Below are 16487 nucleotides of genomic sequence, written 5' to 3'. Positions count from 1 at the left end.
CTATGGTCGACATCACGCCTGCAGATGGCATCCCACCGGCCGAAGTCGCGGAAATGGAACTCTACCATCCGCACAGTTGGTGGACGAAATACGTCTTCTCGCAGGACGCCAAGGTCATCGCCATCCAGTATTCGGCGACGGCAACGGGTATAGGCTTGGTCGCCCTGGTTCTATCCTGGTTGATGCGGCTGCAACTCGGATTCCCTGGCACGTTCGACTTCATCACCCCGGAAGCTTACTACCAGTTCATCACCATGCACGGCATGATCATGGTGATCTACCTGCTCACCGCCCTCTTCCTCGGCGGCTTTGGCAACTATCTGATCCCATTGATGGTCGGCGCGCGCGACATGGTCTTTCCCTATGTCAACATGCTGAGCTACTGGATCTACCTGCTTGCCGTGCTGGTTCTGGTGTCGAGCTTCTTTGCGCCCGGCGGACCGACGGGGGCCGGCTGGACGCTCTACCCGCCGCAAGCCATCATGAGCGGCACACCAGGCGGCCAGGACTGGGGCATCATCCTGATGCTCTCCTCGCTGATCCTGTTCATCATCGGCTTCACGATGGGCGGCCTGAACTATGTGGTGACGGTGCTGCAGGGCCGCACGCGCGGCATGACAATGATGCGCCTGCCGCTGACCGTCTGGGGCATCTTCACCGCAACCGTCATGGCGCTGCTCGCCTTTCCCGCGCTGTTCGTCGCCAGCGTGATGATGCTGCTTGACCGCGTCCTCGGCACCAGCTTCTTCATGCCGGCGATCTCCGAGATGGGCGAGCAACTGCAGCACAATGGCGGCAGCCCGATCCTGTTCCAACACCTGTTCTGGTTCTTCGGCCATCCCGAGGTCTACATCGTGGCGCTGCCGGCCTTCGGCATCGTATCCGACCTGATCAGCACCCATGCGCGCAAGAACATCTTCGGCTACCGGATGATGGTCTGGGCCATCGTCGGCATTGGCGCGCTGAGCTTCGTGGTCTGGGCGCACCACATGTATGTCAGCGGCATGCACCCCTATTTTGGTTTCTTCTTCGCCACCACGACGCTGATCATCGCCATTCCGACCGCCATCAAGGTCTACAATTGGGTGCTGACCCTATGGCGTGGCGACATCCATCTCACCATACCTATGCTCTTTGCCCTCGCCTTCATCGTCACCTTTGTCAACGGCGGGCTGACCGGCCTGTTCCTCGGCAATGTCGTCGTCGATGTTCCGCTGTCCGACACGATGTTCGTCGTGGCCCACTTCCATATGGTCATGGGCGTCGCCCCGATCCTCGTGGTTTTTGGCGCGATCTACCACTGGTACCCGAAGGCTACTGGCCGGATGCTCAACGAGACCTTGGGCCGGTTCCATTTCTGGGTCACCTTCCTCGGCGCCTACCTGATCTTCTTCCCCATGCACTACCTCGGCCTGATGGGTGTGCCGCGGCGCTATGCTGAACTGACCGACATGACTGTTATGACGGAGTCGGCACACCATCTGAATTCGTTCATCAGCATCATGGCTTTCATCGTCGGCTTTGCCCAAATGGTGTTCCTGTTCAATCTGATCTGGAGCATCCGCCATGGCCGCGAGGCCGGCGGCAATCCGTGGCGGGCCACGACCCTCGAATGGCAGACGCCGCAAACACCGCCGGCCCACGGCAATTTCGGCAAGGACCTGCCGATCGTCTATCGCTGGGCCTATGACTACAGCGTGCCGGGCGCCAAGGAGGACTTCATCCCGCAGAACATGCCGGGCTCCTTCGGCCCCTCAAGGGAGCCGGCATGAGTGTCATCCTGGTCTTCCTGCTCGTCATCGCCGGCTTCGCCGGATGGTGGCTTTCGCACCAGAGGCTGATGACCAAGCCATGGCTCGAACAAGGCCTGGCCAGCGATTTTGTCGGCTTCGACCGGTCGGCGTTGCCCACCGCCAAGATCGGCCTCGGTGTCTTCCTCGCCGTCGTCGGCTGCCTGTTCGCGCTCTTCACCAGCGCTTATTTCATGCGGATGGCGGTGTCGGACTGGCAGCCGCTGCCGCTGCCGGGGCTGCTCTGGCTCAACACAGGCGTGCTGGTCTTGAGCAGCGTCGCGCTGCAATGCGCTGTCGTCGCGGCGCGCAAGCGGCAGGTCGACATGGTCCGGCTCGGCCTTGTCACGGCCGGGCTCACGGCGCTCGCCTTCCTGATCGGACAGCTCATCGCATGGCGACAGCTGACCGAAGATGGCTATCTGCTGAGCTCCAATCCAGCCAACAGCTTTTTCTACCTGATCACCGGCATGCATGGCCTGCACATAGTGGGCGGGCTGGTGGGCCTCGGCAGAACGACCGCCGGCGCCTGGAATGGAGCGCGGCCGGAGCGGCTTCGTCTCAGCGTCGAACTGTGCGCCATGTACTGGCATTTCCTGCTCTTCGTCTGGCTCGCCATCTTCGCGCTGCTGGCCGGTTGGGCCGCGACGTTCATCGACATTTGCCGACAGTTGCTGACCTAAGAGGATCAAGCGGATGGCAGAGACACTGACGCATATCGGCCAGACGGAGCCTCGGCCCGCAGGCTGGCAAGGCATTGCAGCCGACTGGTCCTCGGATCAGCGCGCGTTCAAGAACGTGTCCTGGGGCAAGGCCATGATGTGGATCTTCCTGCTCAGCGACACCTTCATCTTCGGCTGCTTCCTGCTCTCCTACATGACCGCGCGCATTTCGACCCGCGTGCCGTGGCCCAATCCGAGCGAGGTCTTTGCGCTTCGTATCGGCGGCTCGGATATCCCGCTGATCCTTATTGCCATCATGACCTTCGTGCTGATCTCAAGCAGCGGAACGATGGCCATGGCGGTCAATTTCGGCTACCGCCGCGACCGCCGCAAGACGGCAATCCTCATGCTTCTGACCGCGGCGCTCGGCGCGACCTTTGTCGGCATGCAGGCCTTCGAATGGACCAAGCTGATCACTGAAGGGGTACGGCCCTGGGGCAATCCCTGGGGCGCCGCCCAATTCGGTTCGTCTTTCTTCATGATCACCGGTTTCCACGGCACCCATGTGACGATCGGGGTGATCTTCCTGGTCATCGTGGCGCGAAAGGTGTGGCGCGGAGATTTCGACACCGGACGGCGCGGCTTCTTCACCAGCCGCACCGGCCGCTACGAGAACGTCGAGATCATGGGGCTGTACTGGCATTTCGTCGATCTGGTCTGGGTGTTCATCTTCGCATTCTTCTATCTTTGGTGAGAGGCAGACATGGCTGAAGCAACCGCAAACGGCCTCGGACAACACGCACTTAACGCTGGTCATGCGCATGAGGCCCCGGCGACGGGCACCGCCTATGCGGAGGTTCACCAGGAACACCCGATCAAGCTCTATCTGGTGGTCTGGGCGTGGCTGTTCATTCTCAGCACCTGCTCGTACCTGGTCGATTATTTCGGTCTTCACGGCTATCTCAGATGGTCGCTGATCCTGATCTTCATGATCCTCAAGGCAGGGCTGATCGTCGCCGTCTTCATGCACATGGCCTGGGAACGGCTGGCGCTGACATATGCGATCATCCTGCCGCCGATACTGGTGCTGGTGTTCGTGGCAATGATGGTGTTCGAAGCCGACTATACCCTTTTCACCCGGCTGGCGTTTTTCGGATCCGGGCCCTGATGCCCCATGCGTCGCGAACTCCGGCAAGGGAGGCCAAGATGACGATCGCAAACAGACTGAAGGACTTCATCGACGGCAAGGGAATTTCCTACGACACCGTCGCTCATCATCGCACTTCGACAAGCCGGCAGTCGGCGATAGCCGCGCATGTGCCCGGCAGCATCATGGCGAAATCCGTGGTCGTTCACCACGAGCTTGGCTATACGCTGGCCGTGGTTCCAAGCACCCACAGGATCGAACTCGGCAGGTTGCAAGACGTCATGAACAAGCGTCTCGGACTTGCCTCCGAAGACGAGGTGGTTTCGCTCTTCGGCGATTGCGACACCGGCGCCATCCCACCGATCGGCGCAGCCTACAATGTGCCGGTTATTGTCGATGAAAGCCTCGGCGATGCCGCCGACGTCTATTTCGAAGGCGGCGACCACAAAACGCTGGTGCATGTCAGCGGCAAGGACTTTCGCAGCCTGACCATGGGCGCATACCAAGCCCGCTTCAGTCACCCGGCTTACTGACGGCTTCGATCAACCTTGCACCGGCGCCCTCGCCGGTGCGGTGAGGCAGAATGTCCTCAACTCGCCGGTCTGGCGGGTGACTCCACGACCTTGCGGTAGACATGCCAGGTGGCGTGACCGAGGATCGGCAACACGACGGCCAGCCCGGCGAACACCGGCAGCGAGCCGATGATCAGGGCGACGGCGACAATCAGTCCCCAGACAGCCATGGTGATCGGGTTCGCCAGCACTGCACGCACCGAGGTGTGGATGGCTTCGTAGGCGCCGACGTCACGGTCGAGCAACAAGGGGAAGGCGATAACCGTTGTGCACAACACGACCACGGCGAAGACGAAGCCGATGGCGTGCCCCAGGATAATCAGCGTCCAGCCGCGTCCGGTGGCAAATATCTCATTGATGAAGCCGGATATCGATTCCGGCGGAGCCGGGCCGAAAAGATATTGGTAGAACATCTGCGCCGTCAAAAGCCAGGTGATGAAGATTGCAAACAGCATGATCCCGACCGCCGCGATGGCCGGCAGCGCCGGGGAATTCCTGACGTCGAAAGCGTGCCTCCAGGAGGTGTCGAGCCCAGCTTCCCGTCTGCGGCTGATTTCATAGAGACCTATCGCCGCGAATGGGCCAATCAGCGCAAAACCGGAAACCAGCGGAAACAACAACGGCAACGCATTGGCGCCCGAAGTCCAGGCGGCGAGCACAACGCCCACGAGCGGATAGATCAGGCAGAGAAAAACGATGTGCGACGGTTTGACCATGAAATCGTCGACGCCCCGCTTGAGCGCGTCGAAAAGGTCGGAAACACCGATTTTTCGAATTCTGGTATGTTCCAGCGTCTCGCTGGCGCCTGCTATCACATGAAAGCTTGCCATGACCGTTCCTCCAGACCTGGTCCGGTTAGGTCGCGGTTTCGCGGTGCTGCCGTTCTGCGTCATGGCCACGCAAAACCGCGACCTGCACCGCAATCAACATACTCTCTTGCCAGAGACTTGTCGCCCTTTGTCGGAAGAGCTCCGGCGGCCTGGCTAGCTCCGATGGTCTTTTTTCGATATTCTCGCACAGCGCCGTGCGCCCTTTCATGGGCGCGTAAAGGACGCTGTACGGCGTTGATTGGCGCATGATCTTTCCGAAAATCGATCCCGATTTTCAGGATCATACGCCAGGTCAAAGGTAACGGTCATGGACGGAAGGACGCTTCTCATACTCGGCCTTGGCATCGCTGCCCTGCTGATCCTGGGATTCTGTGCAATACCATCGTGATGTTCGAGCCAATCCTGATCTGCAACGCCTTCAATGCAGAAGTTACAGACCGGCCATCTCCACCCCCGATGGGTATTCCGACAAATGCGGCCATGCCGTCAACCTCAGGCTGACATGAACGCTCGCATTGCGACGGTGTCGGCAAGCAGTATGGCAAAGATTGCGAAAAGATAGAAAATCGAGAAGGCAAACAGCGCCTTTGCAGGCTTCGTCTCCTTGTCCGGAGCGACCAGAACCTTCCAGGCCTGCCAGATGAAGCCCGCGCCCAATGCAGCCGAAACAATTCCATAGAACCCGCTCGCGAATCCGAACGCCCAGGGCAGCACGCCGACTGGCGCCAGGAGCAGTGAATAGGCGAATATCTGTTTTCTGGTCGAGGCCTGGCCAGCTACGTTCGGCATCATCGGGATGCCGGCGGCGGCGTAATCGCCGACCTTGAACAGTGCGAGCGCCCAGAAATGCGGTGGCGTCCACAGGAAGATGATCAGGAACAGGATGAGGCTTTCAACGCCGATGGCGCCGGTTGCGGCCGCCCAGCCAATCACGGGAGGAAGAGCGCCCGCCGCGCCGCCGATAACGATGTTCTGCGGCGTCGAGCGCTTCAGCCACATCGTATAGATGACGACGTAGAAGAAGATGGTGAAGGCCAGCAACGATGCGGCAAGCCAGCCCACGAGCACGCCGAGCATCATGACCGAAAGCGCGGAAAGCCCCAGGCCGAAGCCGAGAGCTTCGCCCGGCATGACGCGGCCCGACGGAACCGGCCGCTTTGATGTGCGCGACATCAGCGCGTCGATGTCCGCGTCGTACCACATGTTCAGAGCCCCGGCCGCCCCTGCCCCGATCGCAATCGCACCGATTGCAATCACGGCGATGACCGGATTCATCGCGCCAGGCGCCGCCATCAGGCCAACGAAAGCGGTGAATACGGCAAGCGCCATGACCCGCGGCTTCAAAAGCGCGAAGAAATCACCCGCCGTCGCTTCCGAGAGGCGGATGCCGGTATCCTTGAGGCGGTTTTCCCTAGTCGACATCTCGGACCGATGGAAGCAGGCAGCCTAGGCCATGATCCCGAACTGAAGGCGCGCGCGAAAACTGAAACCCGGTCATTGCTTACGCCGCCCTTCGGTTTGGATAAGATCACAGTAAAACAAGATGTTAGACGCATGGCGGAGGAGCCAGGTCATTTGGAGAACGTTTTCAGATAGGCAATGACGTTGGCCACGTCTGCATCGTTCTTGAGGCCGGGAAACGCCATCTTGGTCCCTTTGACCATGGCCTTGGGATCGTGAAGATAGGTCGTCAGTGTTGGTTCGTCCCATTTGACGCCGGATTTGCCGGCCGCAATCATGGCATCGGAATATTTGAAATCCGGATGCGTACCGGCGGTGCGGCCGATGACGCCGTGCAGCGACGGACCGATCTTGTTCTTGTCCTCGTCTGCGATGTGGCAGACCTTGCATTTGGTGAAGACCTTCTCGCCAGCCGCAGTATCCTGAGCCTGGGATGGATTGGCGACGAAGGTTGCAACAGACACGACGGCGAAAAACGCGACCAAGCGCATGGCATTTCCTCCCTGATCGTCAAATGTGCCCGAGACGATCTGCGCATGCCGGTCCCACCAGCGATACGCCTTGCACGGCAGAACAGATTATCCGCTCCCCCCAAATGGAATTGCGGCATCTATATACCACCGAATCTGGCCGGCAGGTAGACGAGGTCGACCGTACAAAGGTTTAGGTGGTCCGCAGTGGCTCAAGGTACATCGGTGTTGCAGCTGCCGGCGACCTGGTTGACCGCTTCGCCGAACCCGGCGAGGTCGAAATCAGCCTCGCCGCGTCCCGACAGCAGCCCGAACCGCCACGAAAGCTGGAGCCGGTTCGCGGCGACAAGGCGCCTGATGCCATCGGCGCCATCGCGCACCAGCATCCTGCCACGCGGCCCGACCGACCAGCTTTCATCGAACTTGCTGCCCTGGTCGAGCGTGACCGACATGGTGATCTTGCGGCTGGCCGAGACGCCGTCGTTCAGTTGCAGCCATTCGGTCCAATGCGGCTCGCCGTTTGCCCGGCAGGCAATGGTCAGGATCGGGCTGTAGCTCAAGGCGCCGCCGCCGGTGATCAGCTTGTTGGTGGCGTACACGGAAGCCTTGACGAGGCCGTCTTCGCCCGTTTCGAACCGCCAATTGTCAGGCACCGTATCGGCTCGGGCAATGCCGCAGACCGAGACAAGGACCAGCGCGATTGCCGCAGCGTGTCTCAATTCGACGAACAGTCTCAACACGCCCTCCAACAGCCAAGCGGCTTTCAATAAGAGCGCAGATAATGATCAAAGCTTGGTCGCCACAGGCCGTCGCTCGCGAAGCGTGCCGTCTGTTGCAGTTTGGCAACGAAAAAGGCCGCCTCGAGGGCGGCCTTTCCTGGTTTCAGCGGAGCGCTGGTGTTGTCAGGCGTCCTTGTCGGCCTTCTTCTTCGGCGCTGCCTTCTTCTTGGGCTCTTCCGCGTCGTCGGCCTTCTTGTCGTCGGCCTTCTTGGCGGCGGCTTTCTTCGCCGGCTTCGCCTTGACGACGGTTTCGTCCTCTTCGTCGTCGGCCATCAGCTCTTCCTTGCTGACCTTGACGTCGGTGACCGAAATCTGGCCGAGCAGATGGTCGACCACCTTTTCCTCGAACATCGGCGCCCGCAGCGTGTTCAACGCTTCCGGGTTGTTGCGGTAGAACTCGAAGACTTCCTGCTGCTGGTTGCCCGGATAGCGGCGCACCTGCTCGAACAGGCCGCGCTGCAATTCCTCGTCCGATACGGTGACACCGGCCTTCTCGCCGATTTCAGCCAGCACCAGACCGAGACGCACGCGGCGCTCGGCAAGACGCAGATACTCGGCACGCGCCTCTTCTTCCGTCGTCTCTTCGTCGGCGAAGGTGCGTCCGGCCGCTTCCAGGTCACGATTGACCTGCGCCCAGATGTTGTTGAACTCGGCGTCGACGAGCTTCGACGGCGCCTCGAACGAGTAGGACGCGTCGAGCTGGTCGAGCAGCTGGCGCTTGACCTTCTGGCGCGTCATGGCGCCGAACTGGTTCTCGATCTGGCCGCGCACGACGTCGCGCAGGCGCTCCAGCGACTCCAGGCCGAGGTTCTTGGCGGTCTCGTCGTTGATTTCCAGCGCGCCGGGCTGGGACACTTCTTTGACGGTGACGTCGAAGGTCGCTTCCTTGCCGGCCAGATGCGCCGCCTGGTAGTTCTCCGGGAAGGTCACGGTGACCTGCTTTTCGTCACCGGCCTTGGCGCCGACAAGCTGATCCTCGAAGCCGGGGATGAACTCCTTCGAGCCCAGAACCAACGGCTGATCGGTGCCGGCGCCGCCATTGAAGGCCTCGCCGTCGATCTTGCCGACATAGTCGATGGAGACGCGGTCGCCATTGGCGGCCTTGCCGGTCTTCGGCTCGTAGCTGCGCGCCGATTCGGCAACGCGCTGGACCTGCTCGTCGATGTCGGTATCCGGCACGTCGAACACCTGGCGTGTCACCTTGATGTCGGAAAAGTCCTTGATCTCGATCGCCGGAATGATCTCGTAGTTGAGGCGGAACTCGAAGTCGGCGCCGCCGGCCAGGATCTTCTCGGCTTCCTTCTCGTCCTCGGTCATGATGACTTCGGGCTGCATGGCAGCCTTTTCGCCACGCCCGGTGATGATCGAACGGGTCGAATCATTGAGGATCTCGTTGACCACTTCGGCCATGAACGACTTGCCGTAGACCTTGCGCAGGTGCTGCACCGGCACCTTGCCGGGACGGAAGCCGTTGATGCGGACCTTGTTCCTGGCATCCGAGAGCCGCGCCATCAGCTTGGCTTCCATGTCACCGGCCGGCACGGTGATCTTGATCTCGCGCTTGAGACCGGAGTTGAGCGTTTCGGTGACCTGCATCGTAAAACCTTTGTTTTCACCAATGAGACTGCCACGGCCTCTGCCGTTTACAGCCTGCCGGTATATTCTTGCCGGGAATGGCTTTTGGTACGGAACCTGGCGATTTGACCGAAAATACGGCTCAAACTCTCCCAAACTGCGTTCCAAAATGTGAATAAGTTCTTGTTTTTCCTACTTCTTATCACATTCTGTAGAAGCGGATCGTCGCGTCCCGTCACATTTGACACGCCTTTTGTCACAGGCGAGGCTAATTTTCAACAGTCTTCGCATTCCGGCGAACAACCAACAATGGCCCTGACCCGACATCTTGTCTCTGACCCACATCTTGGCTCTGACATTGACAGAATGATGGCTACATGTGATTGCCGGTCCATGCGGATGTGGCGGAACTGGTAGACGCCCTGGATTTAGGTTCCAGTGCCGAAAGGCGTGGGGGTTCGAGTCCCTTCATCCGCACCATTCACACCTTGGCCGTTTTACCTGCCTACTCCTGTTCCCGACTCTGTCTTTCCTTGGCGCAGCCCTGCGCCTGACGAAAGTCCTACCGATTGATCGCTTGAGACATAGCCCACAATGAGATCAACTCATTGCGGGGAAATGGCGGGACAACAATGACACTTGAATACTGGAACAAGGCGCACATCTGTGGCCTGCTCTCGGTTCGCTTCGGGCTCACGAGCTATCTTGAAATCAACACGAGCACCACTGGCTTCAGGTACGCGGAAGCACGGCAATTGGGTTTTCAGCCCTGCATGCGTCTGGTCTATCGGGCGACTGAGCCGCCGCTCGATGGCCTCCCTGTCGATTTCACCTCCGCAGATGAAGATATCGCCGCATGCCTCGAAGACACGCGCCTGAAGGGACAGACGTTCGACCTCGTCTTCGTTGATCCGCATCACACATACGAGTGCTCGGCGCGAGACATCAGGGAGGCTTACCGCATGGTCGCGCCCGGGGGTGCCGTGGTGGTGCATGATTGCCTTCCCCCTGACCGGGCGGCAGCCAATCCCGCTTTTTTCCACGGCGAGTGGTGCGGCGTGACCTACAAGGCATACATCGATTTCGTTCTGGGCAATCCGGATCTCGACTATTTCACCGTCGATGCCGATTACGGTTGTGGTGTCATTTTGAAGCCCGCGGGAACTGGCGCGAAGATAAAGAACTGGCTGCGCGCCAGGCGCGCTCGGGGATTGAAAGCCGAGTGGCTTGCGATCGGCAATGATTTCGATGCGGCGTTCGACAAGCTTGTCAGCAACAAGACAAGACTTTTGCGCCTGGTCGATTTTCGCCTGCTTCGCAGAAAGCTTGGCTGAAACGATCGTCGGCCAGCCCCTTATCAACGGCACTATGAAGCGGTGACATGGTCGACGATTTTGTTTGCGTCGACCAATCCCAGCATTGCCCCAAGAGCTTTAGGCTACGCCTCGAACACTCGGCCTGTGAACCACTCGGCCAGCTTTGCAAGCTCCGGCCCCAGCACACGATCGTCGTCGACAGGCGGCACGATATCTCTGACCTCAGCGACGAATGATTGCAGCGCCGGCGGCGTGCGTTGCGTGACATACAGCGCTTGCGAGGCGATCATCGCCAGCATCGCCATGGCCGCGTCGACGCAGCGCCCGGCGGTTGCTTCCTTGGTCCAGGCGAAGAACGCCGTCGTGGCGACATCGTCCTGCCCGGCGCCGGCTGATTCTGTGCCCGGAATGAAGGTGCGCTGCGCGGCCAGCTTGGCTTGTTCGAGATAGCCGGTGATCGCCATCGGCACGTAGCCGACATTGCCGTGGCCGTCGCTGTCGGCTGAGTGTCGTCCGGTCATCAAAAGGTCGGGCAGCAACGACACCTTGCCGTTCAGCAGTTTTGAGGCGTGACGGTCGCAGAGCAGGCAGATGTCGGCCCATATCGCCGCCAGATCGTCCAGCGCCGGCGTCGCCATGGCGTTGTGATAGCCGCCCGTGCTGATGCACCGACCGAGCGGATGTGTGTCGTCGGGCGGGATGTAGACCGGATTGTCCGATATCGAGGCCAGCGACACGGTGGCCGCCCGCTCCGCCGTCGCCAGCGCACGATGCGCCTGACCGAGGACGCGCGGCACGATGCGGTAGCTGACCGGAGCCTGATAGTTGCGTCGCCCATCGCCGGCGCCGACCAGAAATTCCCGCAACCCCTGCAGGGCAGCCGCTTCATGCTCATCGCCCCAAAGCGCATCGAGGGCTGCGTCGTAGTGTTCGAGCGGGGCGCGAAAGGCTTCGATCGACAGTGCGAACACCTTGTGCGCCATCTGGAGGCGGCGGCGCGCCGCTAGCGCTGCATCGGCCACCAGGGCGGCGGCACAGGGCGAGCCGTTGATCAGCGAGCCCCGTTCCTTGACCTCCAGGTCGAAGCGTGTCGAAAGCTCGGCAAACAGCGGATAGAGCGCCAGGATCTCGCCGGCGCCGCCCTGACCCGAGGCCGGCACCGTTGGCATCGGTCTGCCGTCGAGCATTGCGGCAACGGCGAGCGCGATGCGCGGCGTTGTGGCGGCGTTGCCTTCGATGAAGTTCGTCAGGCGGGCAAGCACAATCGCCCTGACCACGCGATCCGGCAAGGCATCGCCGAACGAGGTGGCGGCGGCAAACGCCTTGATGCGCGCATGGCGGTCCCGCTCGTCAGGTTCGAGCTTGCGGCTCGCCAGCTCCCCCATGGCGGTGGTGACGCCATAGATGACCGGTGGCGGATCGGTTTCAATGAGCTTGAGGAACGAGGCCCGGCATTCGGCAATGCGCTGCAGGGCCTTCTCGCCGATCTCCACCGTGTCCTTCCTCCAGGCGACGCGGAAAACAGTGTCGAGGTTGATGTCCTCACGCGTCGACAGGCTAACTGGCATGCTTCACACCACGGCAGGTACGGATACTAATAGAGCGGTTCCTCGAACAGCGTCTTGTCGCCGTCCACCAGCGCCTTGATCTGCGCGGTGCCGTCGCCGGCAAGCGCGAGGCGGATGCCGAACGGGCGCACCCGCATGTCGTTCTGGATCGCCATCCCCTCGCCTTCCGGCAGATAGAAGCGCTCGATGCCGTAGTCCGGCGCGATGGTCATGCCTTCTCCGCGAAGGTCCCAGCCCTCGGCGACGTGACCGACAATATCAGCCTCGTCGGCAGCGGCCGGCGTTGGCGCCTTGCCGAACCAGGCGGTCGTCGGCTGCCAATAACCGTCGGCGCCCTTCTTCAGGCGCACGACAATCGAGGTATCGTCGCTGGACAATTTGTCGGGCGGAATGTTGGCGATCATTTTCACCGGTATGCGCGAAATCTCGTAGCCAAGAATAATATAGTCGCCGCGCAGGAGGTCGCGCGGATCGACAGGCTCGATCTTCAGCAGCACTTCCTTGCCGTTGCGCAGGATCGCCGCCCGGCCGGCGATGATCCAGCTCAGGAAGCCTATCTGGACGAGCGCCAGCACCAGCGCCGAGATAACAAGTCTCTTCCCGGTCATCATGCTGTGGCTCCCTTGGCAACTGCGCCCTTCATGCGTTTTTCCACGCGGATGATGACCAGCGCAAGGATGCCGAGCAGCACTGCGGCGGCCAGGAAGAAGCCGGCCGTATCGAGCATCGATTGCAAGGTCACCACATAGATGATGGCGAGTTCGAAGGCGAAGCCGAGATAGGCAAGCCAGCGCAAACCGCGGCTCTCCCGTCCTGCCAGCACGATTGCCGCGACAATGCCGGCCAGCGCGACGACCGAGGCGATTGCGAAACCATTGTTGTAGGTGCTTTTGCCGGCCAGTTCGAACTGGATCATTGCCAGGCCGGTGAGGAAGCCGAGCAGCGCATGCAAGGGTAAGCGGCCGCCGAGTTGCATGATCCTGTCGATCGGGTCGGGCGCGAAGACCGAGGCCGCGAACAGCAGCGCTGAGACGACCACCAGCGGGATCGCCACCTGCAGCGTGTCGTGGTTGGTGACCAGCAGCACAAGATAGAACAGCACCGACAGGATGATCAGGTGCCGCGCCGGCTGGCTGCGGGTCCAGAACGAGACGGCAAACAACACGATCGCCATGACGACGAAGCCATGTGGAAATTCGCTGCGGCTGTAATAATCGAAGCCTTTGAGGAACAGCCAGGCATCGGCGATGCCGACCGACGCCACGGTCAGCGGGTTCGAACGCAGCGCCACCGCCGCCAATGCCGTGCCGGCGCCCCAGGTGACGAGAGCCGATGCCTCGTCGCCGGACAAATGATACATCTGGCCGATCAGCGCGATCGAACCGCCGAAAGCCGCTGCCGCCACGATCCACAGCGCCTCGCCGATCGCCGCATGGTCGCGCATCTTCAACAGCGCGCCGCCGACATAGCCGCCAAGGATGACGGCAAAGAGTGCCAGAACGCGCGCCAGCCGCGGGATCGCGTCCCAGTTGGCGGCGACGAAAATCAGGATGGCGGCGCCGAACAGCAAGGCGGCCATCATCGCCAAGATCGAGCCGAAGCTGAGCGACTTCCGCTCGTTGGCCTCGACATCGCGTGCCAGGGAATCGGCAATGGTGGCGTCGATCAGCCCGGCCTGCCGCCAACGCGCGATATCCGCCCTGACCCGCGACGAATAGCTCGCCATGCTGCTTCTCCCCCAGTTTGGTCTTTTTTCAGCCGATCCGGTCAAGCCGTTGACGCCAAGGCATTTTCCGATTCGGGTTTCTTTGTGTCAGGTCCGTGAACGCTCGTTAATGCTGCATTGCACAATTTGCATTGCTGCCATGCAGCCATAGCGCTTTTAAATCGATATGGGTCCGCCTATTTATGGTTCGTACACGAACGGAATGATCCGCAAGAAAGACGAAACGAGAACTACCATGAACCTGATCCGCAACTACCGCAACTGGCGCCGCTACAGGGACACCGTGTCCGAGCTGAGCCGCCTGAGCAACCGTGAACTGACCGACCTCGGCATCAGCCGCAGCGACATTCCCTACGTCGCTCGCAAGGCGGTCTAATTCTTCGGACCGCAAATGGTCCGAACCAGTTTTGAAAAAGAGAACGACAATGAACCTGATCCGCAACTATCGTAACTGGCGCGTTTATCGCGAGACGGTTACCGAGCTGGGTCGCCTTTCGAACCGCCAGCTGCATGACCTCGGTATCGTCCGCGACGAAATCAAGATCATCGCCCGCCGGGCGATCTAACCAGAATTTCGCCAGGGTCGACCTCCTCCCCGACCCTGACGGATCCGGTCAACCTTCACCTCCTCCCGAGGGTTGACCACCAAAACGGCGCCCGCCGCACCTCCTCCCGCGGCGGGCGTTGTTTCCCCGGGGCAAAACGAATTTTTGCCCCAAAGGCTTCGCCCCTTGTAAAAATGGCGAAACAGTTTTCGTCAAAGCCGACCTCCTCCCCGGCGATGACGAATAGGCCCGACCTTCACCTCCTCCCGAAGGTTGGCCACCAAAACGGCGCCCGCTGCACCTCCTCCCGCGGCGGGCGCTGTTTCCCCGGGGCAAAACGAATTTTGCCCTAGAGGCTTCGCCCCTTGTAAAAATGGCGAAAGAGTTTTCGTCAAAGCCGACCTCCTCCCCGGCGATGACGAATATGGTCGGCCTTCACCTCCTCCCGAGGGTCGACCCCAAAAACGACACCCGCCGGACCTCCTCCCCCGGCGGGTGTTGTTGTTTTCAGGGGTTGATTTCTTCAGCAGCAGTTTGCGCCGCGTCACGCACGGCAATTGCAATCGCCGCACCAAGCGATTATTCCGGCGCTCATGAGCAAAAATCCCATCCACATCATCGGCGGCGGCCTCGCCGGCTCCGAAGCTGCCTGGCAGGCAGCGCAAGCCGGCGTTCCCGTCATCCTGCATGAAATGCGGCCCGTGCGAGGCACCGATGCGCACAAGACCGATAGCCTGGCCGAGCTGGTCTGCTCCAATTCCTTCCGCTCCGACGATGCCGACAACAACGCCGTTGGCCTGCTGCACGCCGAAATGCGGCTGGCCGGCTCATTGATCATGAGCGCAGGCGACGCCAACCAGGTGCCTGCCGGCGGCGCGCTTGCCGTCGACCGCGATGGATTCGCCGATGCCGTGACGAAAAAACTCGAAGCCCACCCGCTGATCACCATCCAGCGCGAGGAAGTGCCAGGTTTGCCGCCGGCGGATTGGGACCAGGCGATCGTGGCCACCGGTCCGCTGACCGCGCCCTCACTAGCCCAGTCGATCGCGGAAGCGACCGGCGCCGATGCGCTCGCCTTCTTCGACGCCATCGCACCAATCGTCCATTTCGACACGATCGACATGGATACCTGCTGGTTCCAGTCGCGCTACGACAAGGTCGGACCGGGCGGCACCGGCAAGGACTACATCAACTGCCCCATGGACAAGGACCAGTACCTTGCCTTCGTGCAAGCGCTGGTCGACGGCCAGAAGACTGAATTCAAGCAATGGGAAGGCACGCCCTATTTCGACGGCTGCCTGCCGATCGAGATCATGGCCGAGCGCGGCGTCGAGACGCTGCGCTACGGGCCGATGAAGCCGATGGGGCTGACCAATGCGCACAATCCGACGGTGAAGGCCTATGCCGTCGTCCAACTGCGGCAGGACAATGCGCTGGGCACGCTCTACAACATGGTCGGTTTCCAGACCAAGCTCAAGCATGCCGAGCAGGTGCGCGTCTTCCGCACCATACCGGGTCTCGAAAACGCCGATTTCGCCCGCCTCGGCGGCCTGCACCGCAACACCTACATCAACTCGCCGACCTTGCTCGATGCTTCTCTGCAGCTGAAGTCGCGCCCAGGCCTGCGTTTTGCCGGCCAGATCACCGGCTGCGAAGGCTATGTCGAAAGTGCCGCCATCGGCCTGCTCGCCGGCCGCTTCGCCGCCACTGAGCGGCTTGGCCAGGCACCGTCGCTGCCGCCGCTCACCACCGCTTTCGGCGCCTTGCTCAACCACATCACCGGCGGCCACATCGTCTCGGACGACGAGCCGGGAAAGCGTTCCTTCCAGCCGATGAATGTGAATTTCGGCCTGTTTCCGCCAGTGGAAGCCCCGAAGACGGAGGGCAAACGCATGCGCGGCAAGGACAAGACATCAGCCAAGCGGCACGCCATCACATCGCGCGCACGCGCCGATTGCCGACAATGGCTGGGACTGCCGGCGCAAACGGAAACAGCCGAAGCGGCGGAATAGCTTGCTGTTCTGATGGACCTCTAGCGTACGGTAA

The 16487-nt window shown here is 61.1% G+C and carries 17 protein-coding genes and 1 tRNA gene; 10 read left to right on the top strand and 8 right to left on the bottom strand.

The window, feature by feature from the left end:
* Nucleotides 1–2 precede the first annotated feature (2 nt).
* The 5 genes from ctaD to HB777_10070 are packed head-to-tail and all read left to right on the top strand — an operon-like array spanning nucleotide 3 to nucleotide 4132.
* Complete coding sequence (gene ctaD, locus HB777_10090) at nucleotides 3–1772, top strand: cytochrome c oxidase subunit I (GenBank protein ID QND64223.1); 1770 nt, start codon at nucleotides 3–5, stop codon at nucleotides 1770–1772.
* On the top strand, nucleotides 1769–2473 hold the full coding sequence (locus HB777_10085) for a cytochrome-c oxidase (protein ID QND64222.1): 705 nt from the start codon (nucleotides 1769–1771) through the stop codon (nucleotides 2471–2473). The genes ctaD and HB777_10085 overlap by 4 nt, the downstream gene beginning before the upstream one ends.
* A 13-nt stretch (nucleotides 2474–2486) precedes the next feature.
* Entirely contained in the window at nucleotides 2487–3206 is a 720-nt protein-coding gene (locus HB777_10080) for a bb3-type cytochrome oxidase subunit IV (GenBank protein ID QND64221.1), read from the top strand.
* Nucleotides 3207–3215: 9 nt separating this feature from the next.
* Nucleotides 3216–3620 (top strand): cytochrome C oxidase subunit IV, encoded by a 405-nt coding sequence (locus HB777_10075; protein ID QND64220.1) that lies wholly within the window; start codon nucleotides 3216–3218, stop codon nucleotides 3618–3620.
* 38 nt (nucleotides 3621–3658) lie between these two features.
* Nucleotides 3659–4132 (top strand): aminoacyl-tRNA deacylase, encoded by a 474-nt coding sequence (locus HB777_10070; protein QND64219.1) that lies wholly within the window; start codon nucleotides 3659–3661, stop codon nucleotides 4130–4132.
* Between the two features lie 56 nt (nucleotides 4133–4188).
* On the opposite strand, the gene HB777_10065 is transcribed toward HB777_10070, so the two are convergent.
* The 5 genes from HB777_10065 to HB777_10045 form a co-directional block, all read right to left on the bottom strand.
* Complete coding sequence (locus HB777_10065) at nucleotides 4189–5001, bottom strand: DUF2189 domain-containing protein (protein QND64218.1); 813 nt, start codon at nucleotides 4999–5001, stop codon at nucleotides 4189–4191.
* 492 nt (nucleotides 5002–5493) lie between these two features.
* On the bottom strand, nucleotides 5494–6423 hold the full coding sequence (locus HB777_10060; GenBank protein ID QND64217.1) for a protoheme IX farnesyltransferase: 930 nt from the start codon (nucleotides 6421–6423) through the stop codon (nucleotides 5494–5496).
* A 149-nt stretch (nucleotides 6424–6572) separates the two neighbouring features.
* Complete coding sequence (locus HB777_10055) at nucleotides 6573–6953, bottom strand: cytochrome c family protein (GenBank protein QND64216.1); 381 nt, start codon at nucleotides 6951–6953, stop codon at nucleotides 6573–6575.
* 191 nt (nucleotides 6954–7144) lie between these two features.
* On the bottom strand, nucleotides 7145–7669 hold the full coding sequence (locus tag HB777_10050) for a hypothetical protein (GenBank protein ID QND64215.1): 525 nt from the start codon (nucleotides 7667–7669) through the stop codon (nucleotides 7145–7147).
* Nucleotides 7670–7834: 165 nt separating this feature from the next.
* Entirely contained in the window at nucleotides 7835–9307 is a 1473-nt protein-coding gene (locus tag HB777_10045) for a trigger factor (GenBank protein QND64214.1), read from the bottom strand.
* Nucleotides 9308–9681: 374 nt separating this feature from the next.
* Between HB777_10045 and HB777_10040 the strand changes: the two genes are divergently transcribed.
* Both HB777_10040 and HB777_10035 read left to right on the top strand, forming a co-directional pair.
* Nucleotides 9682–9766, top strand: a tRNA-Leu gene (locus HB777_10040).
* Nucleotides 9767–9918: 152 nt separating this feature from the next.
* On the top strand, nucleotides 9919–10620 hold the full coding sequence (locus HB777_10035; protein ID QND64213.1) for a class I SAM-dependent methyltransferase: 702 nt from the start codon (nucleotides 9919–9921) through the stop codon (nucleotides 10618–10620).
* Nucleotides 10621–10724: 104 nt separating this feature from the next.
* Here the strand turns inward: HB777_10035 and HB777_10030 are convergent, their stop codons facing one another.
* Genes HB777_10030 through HB777_10020 form a run of 3 tightly spaced genes read right to left on the bottom strand, consistent with a single transcriptional unit; the run spans nucleotide 10725 to nucleotide 13896 of the window.
* Nucleotides 10725–12170, bottom strand: a complete 1446-nt coding sequence (locus HB777_10030; protein ID QND64212.1) for an aromatic amino acid lyase — start codon at nucleotides 12168–12170, stop codon at nucleotides 10725–10727.
* A gap of 26 nt (nucleotides 12171–12196) precedes the next feature.
* Nucleotides 12197–12781: a GDYXXLXY domain-containing protein gene (locus HB777_10025; GenBank protein ID QND64211.1), complete on the bottom strand. Its 585-nt coding sequence runs from the start codon at nucleotides 12779–12781 to the stop codon at nucleotides 12197–12199.
* Entirely contained in the window at nucleotides 12778–13896 is a 1119-nt protein-coding gene (locus tag HB777_10020) for a DUF2157 domain-containing protein (GenBank protein ID QND64210.1), read from the bottom strand. Before HB777_10020 ends, HB777_10025 begins: the two co-directional genes overlap by 4 nt.
* A gap of 235 nt (nucleotides 13897–14131) precedes the next feature.
* Between HB777_10020 and HB777_10015 the strand changes: the two genes are divergently transcribed.
* From HB777_10015 to HB777_10005, 3 genes are all read left to right on the top strand, one after another.
* Nucleotides 14132–14272, top strand: a complete 141-nt coding sequence (locus HB777_10015) for a DUF1127 domain-containing protein (protein QND64209.1) — start codon at nucleotides 14132–14134, stop codon at nucleotides 14270–14272.
* A 49-nt stretch (nucleotides 14273–14321) separates the two neighbouring features.
* On the top strand, nucleotides 14322–14462 hold the full coding sequence (locus HB777_10010; protein ID QND64208.1) for a DUF1127 domain-containing protein: 141 nt from the start codon (nucleotides 14322–14324) through the stop codon (nucleotides 14460–14462).
* 572 nt (nucleotides 14463–15034) lie between these two features.
* Complete coding sequence (locus HB777_10005; GenBank protein ID QND64207.1) at nucleotides 15035–16453, top strand: methylenetetrahydrofolate--tRNA-(uracil(54)-C(5))-methyltransferase (FADH(2)-oxidizing) TrmFO; 1419 nt, start codon at nucleotides 15035–15037, stop codon at nucleotides 16451–16453.
* Nucleotides 16454–16487 lie beyond the last annotated feature (34 nt).

It is taken from the genome of Mesorhizobium loti (genome assembly GCA_014189435.1).
Lineage (GTDB): Bacteria > Pseudomonadota > Alphaproteobacteria > Rhizobiales > Rhizobiaceae > Mesorhizobium > Mesorhizobium loti_G.
The sequence above is the reverse complement of the archived record's forward strand: the minus strand, read 5'-3'. Positions and strand labels throughout refer to the sequence as shown.

Coding starts and splice junctions, on each gene's coding strand:
- ctaD (QND64223.1), top strand. CDS start 3: ATGGTCGACATCACGCCTGCAGATGGCATCCCACCGGCCGAAGTCGCG.
- HB777_10085 (QND64222.1), top strand. CDS start 1,769: ATGAGTGTCATCCTGGTCTTCCTGCTCGTCATCGCCGGCTTCGCCGGA.
- HB777_10080 (QND64221.1), top strand. CDS start 2,487: ATGGCAGAGACACTGACGCATATCGGCCAGACGGAGCCTCGGCCCGCA.
- HB777_10075 (QND64220.1), top strand. CDS start 3,216: ATGGCTGAAGCAACCGCAAACGGCCTCGGACAACACGCACTTAACGCT.
- HB777_10070 (QND64219.1), top strand. CDS start 3,659: ATGACGATCGCAAACAGACTGAAGGACTTCATCGACGGCAAGGGAATT.
- HB777_10065 (QND64218.1), bottom strand. CDS start 5,001: ATGGCAAGCTTTCATGTGATAGCAGGCGCCAGCGAGACGCTGGAACAT.
- HB777_10060 (QND64217.1), bottom strand. CDS start 6,423: ATGTCGACTAGGGAAAACCGCCTCAAGGATACCGGCATCCGCCTCTCG.
- HB777_10055 (QND64216.1), bottom strand. CDS start 6,953: ATGCGCTTGGTCGCGTTTTTCGCCGTCGTGTCTGTTGCAACCTTCGTC.
- HB777_10045 (QND64214.1), bottom strand. CDS start 9,307: ATGCAGGTCACCGAAACGCTCAACTCCGGTCTCAAGCGCGAGATCAAG.
- HB777_10035 (QND64213.1), top strand. CDS start 9,919: ATGACACTTGAATACTGGAACAAGGCGCACATCTGTGGCCTGCTCTCG.
- HB777_10030 (QND64212.1), bottom strand. CDS start 12,170: ATGCCAGTTAGCCTGTCGACGCGTGAGGACATCAACCTCGACACTGTT.
- HB777_10025 (QND64211.1), bottom strand. CDS start 12,781: ATGATGACCGGGAAGAGACTTGTTATCTCGGCGCTGGTGCTGGCGCTC.
- HB777_10020 (QND64210.1), bottom strand. CDS start 13,896: ATGGCGAGCTATTCGTCGCGGGTCAGGGCGGATATCGCGCGTTGGCGG.
- HB777_10015 (QND64209.1), top strand. CDS start 14,132: ATGAACCTGATCCGCAACTACCGCAACTGGCGCCGCTACAGGGACACC.
- HB777_10010 (QND64208.1), top strand. CDS start 14,322: ATGAACCTGATCCGCAACTATCGTAACTGGCGCGTTTATCGCGAGACG.
- HB777_10005 (QND64207.1), top strand. CDS start 15,035: ATGAGCAAAAATCCCATCCACATCATCGGCGGCGGCCTCGCCGGCTCC.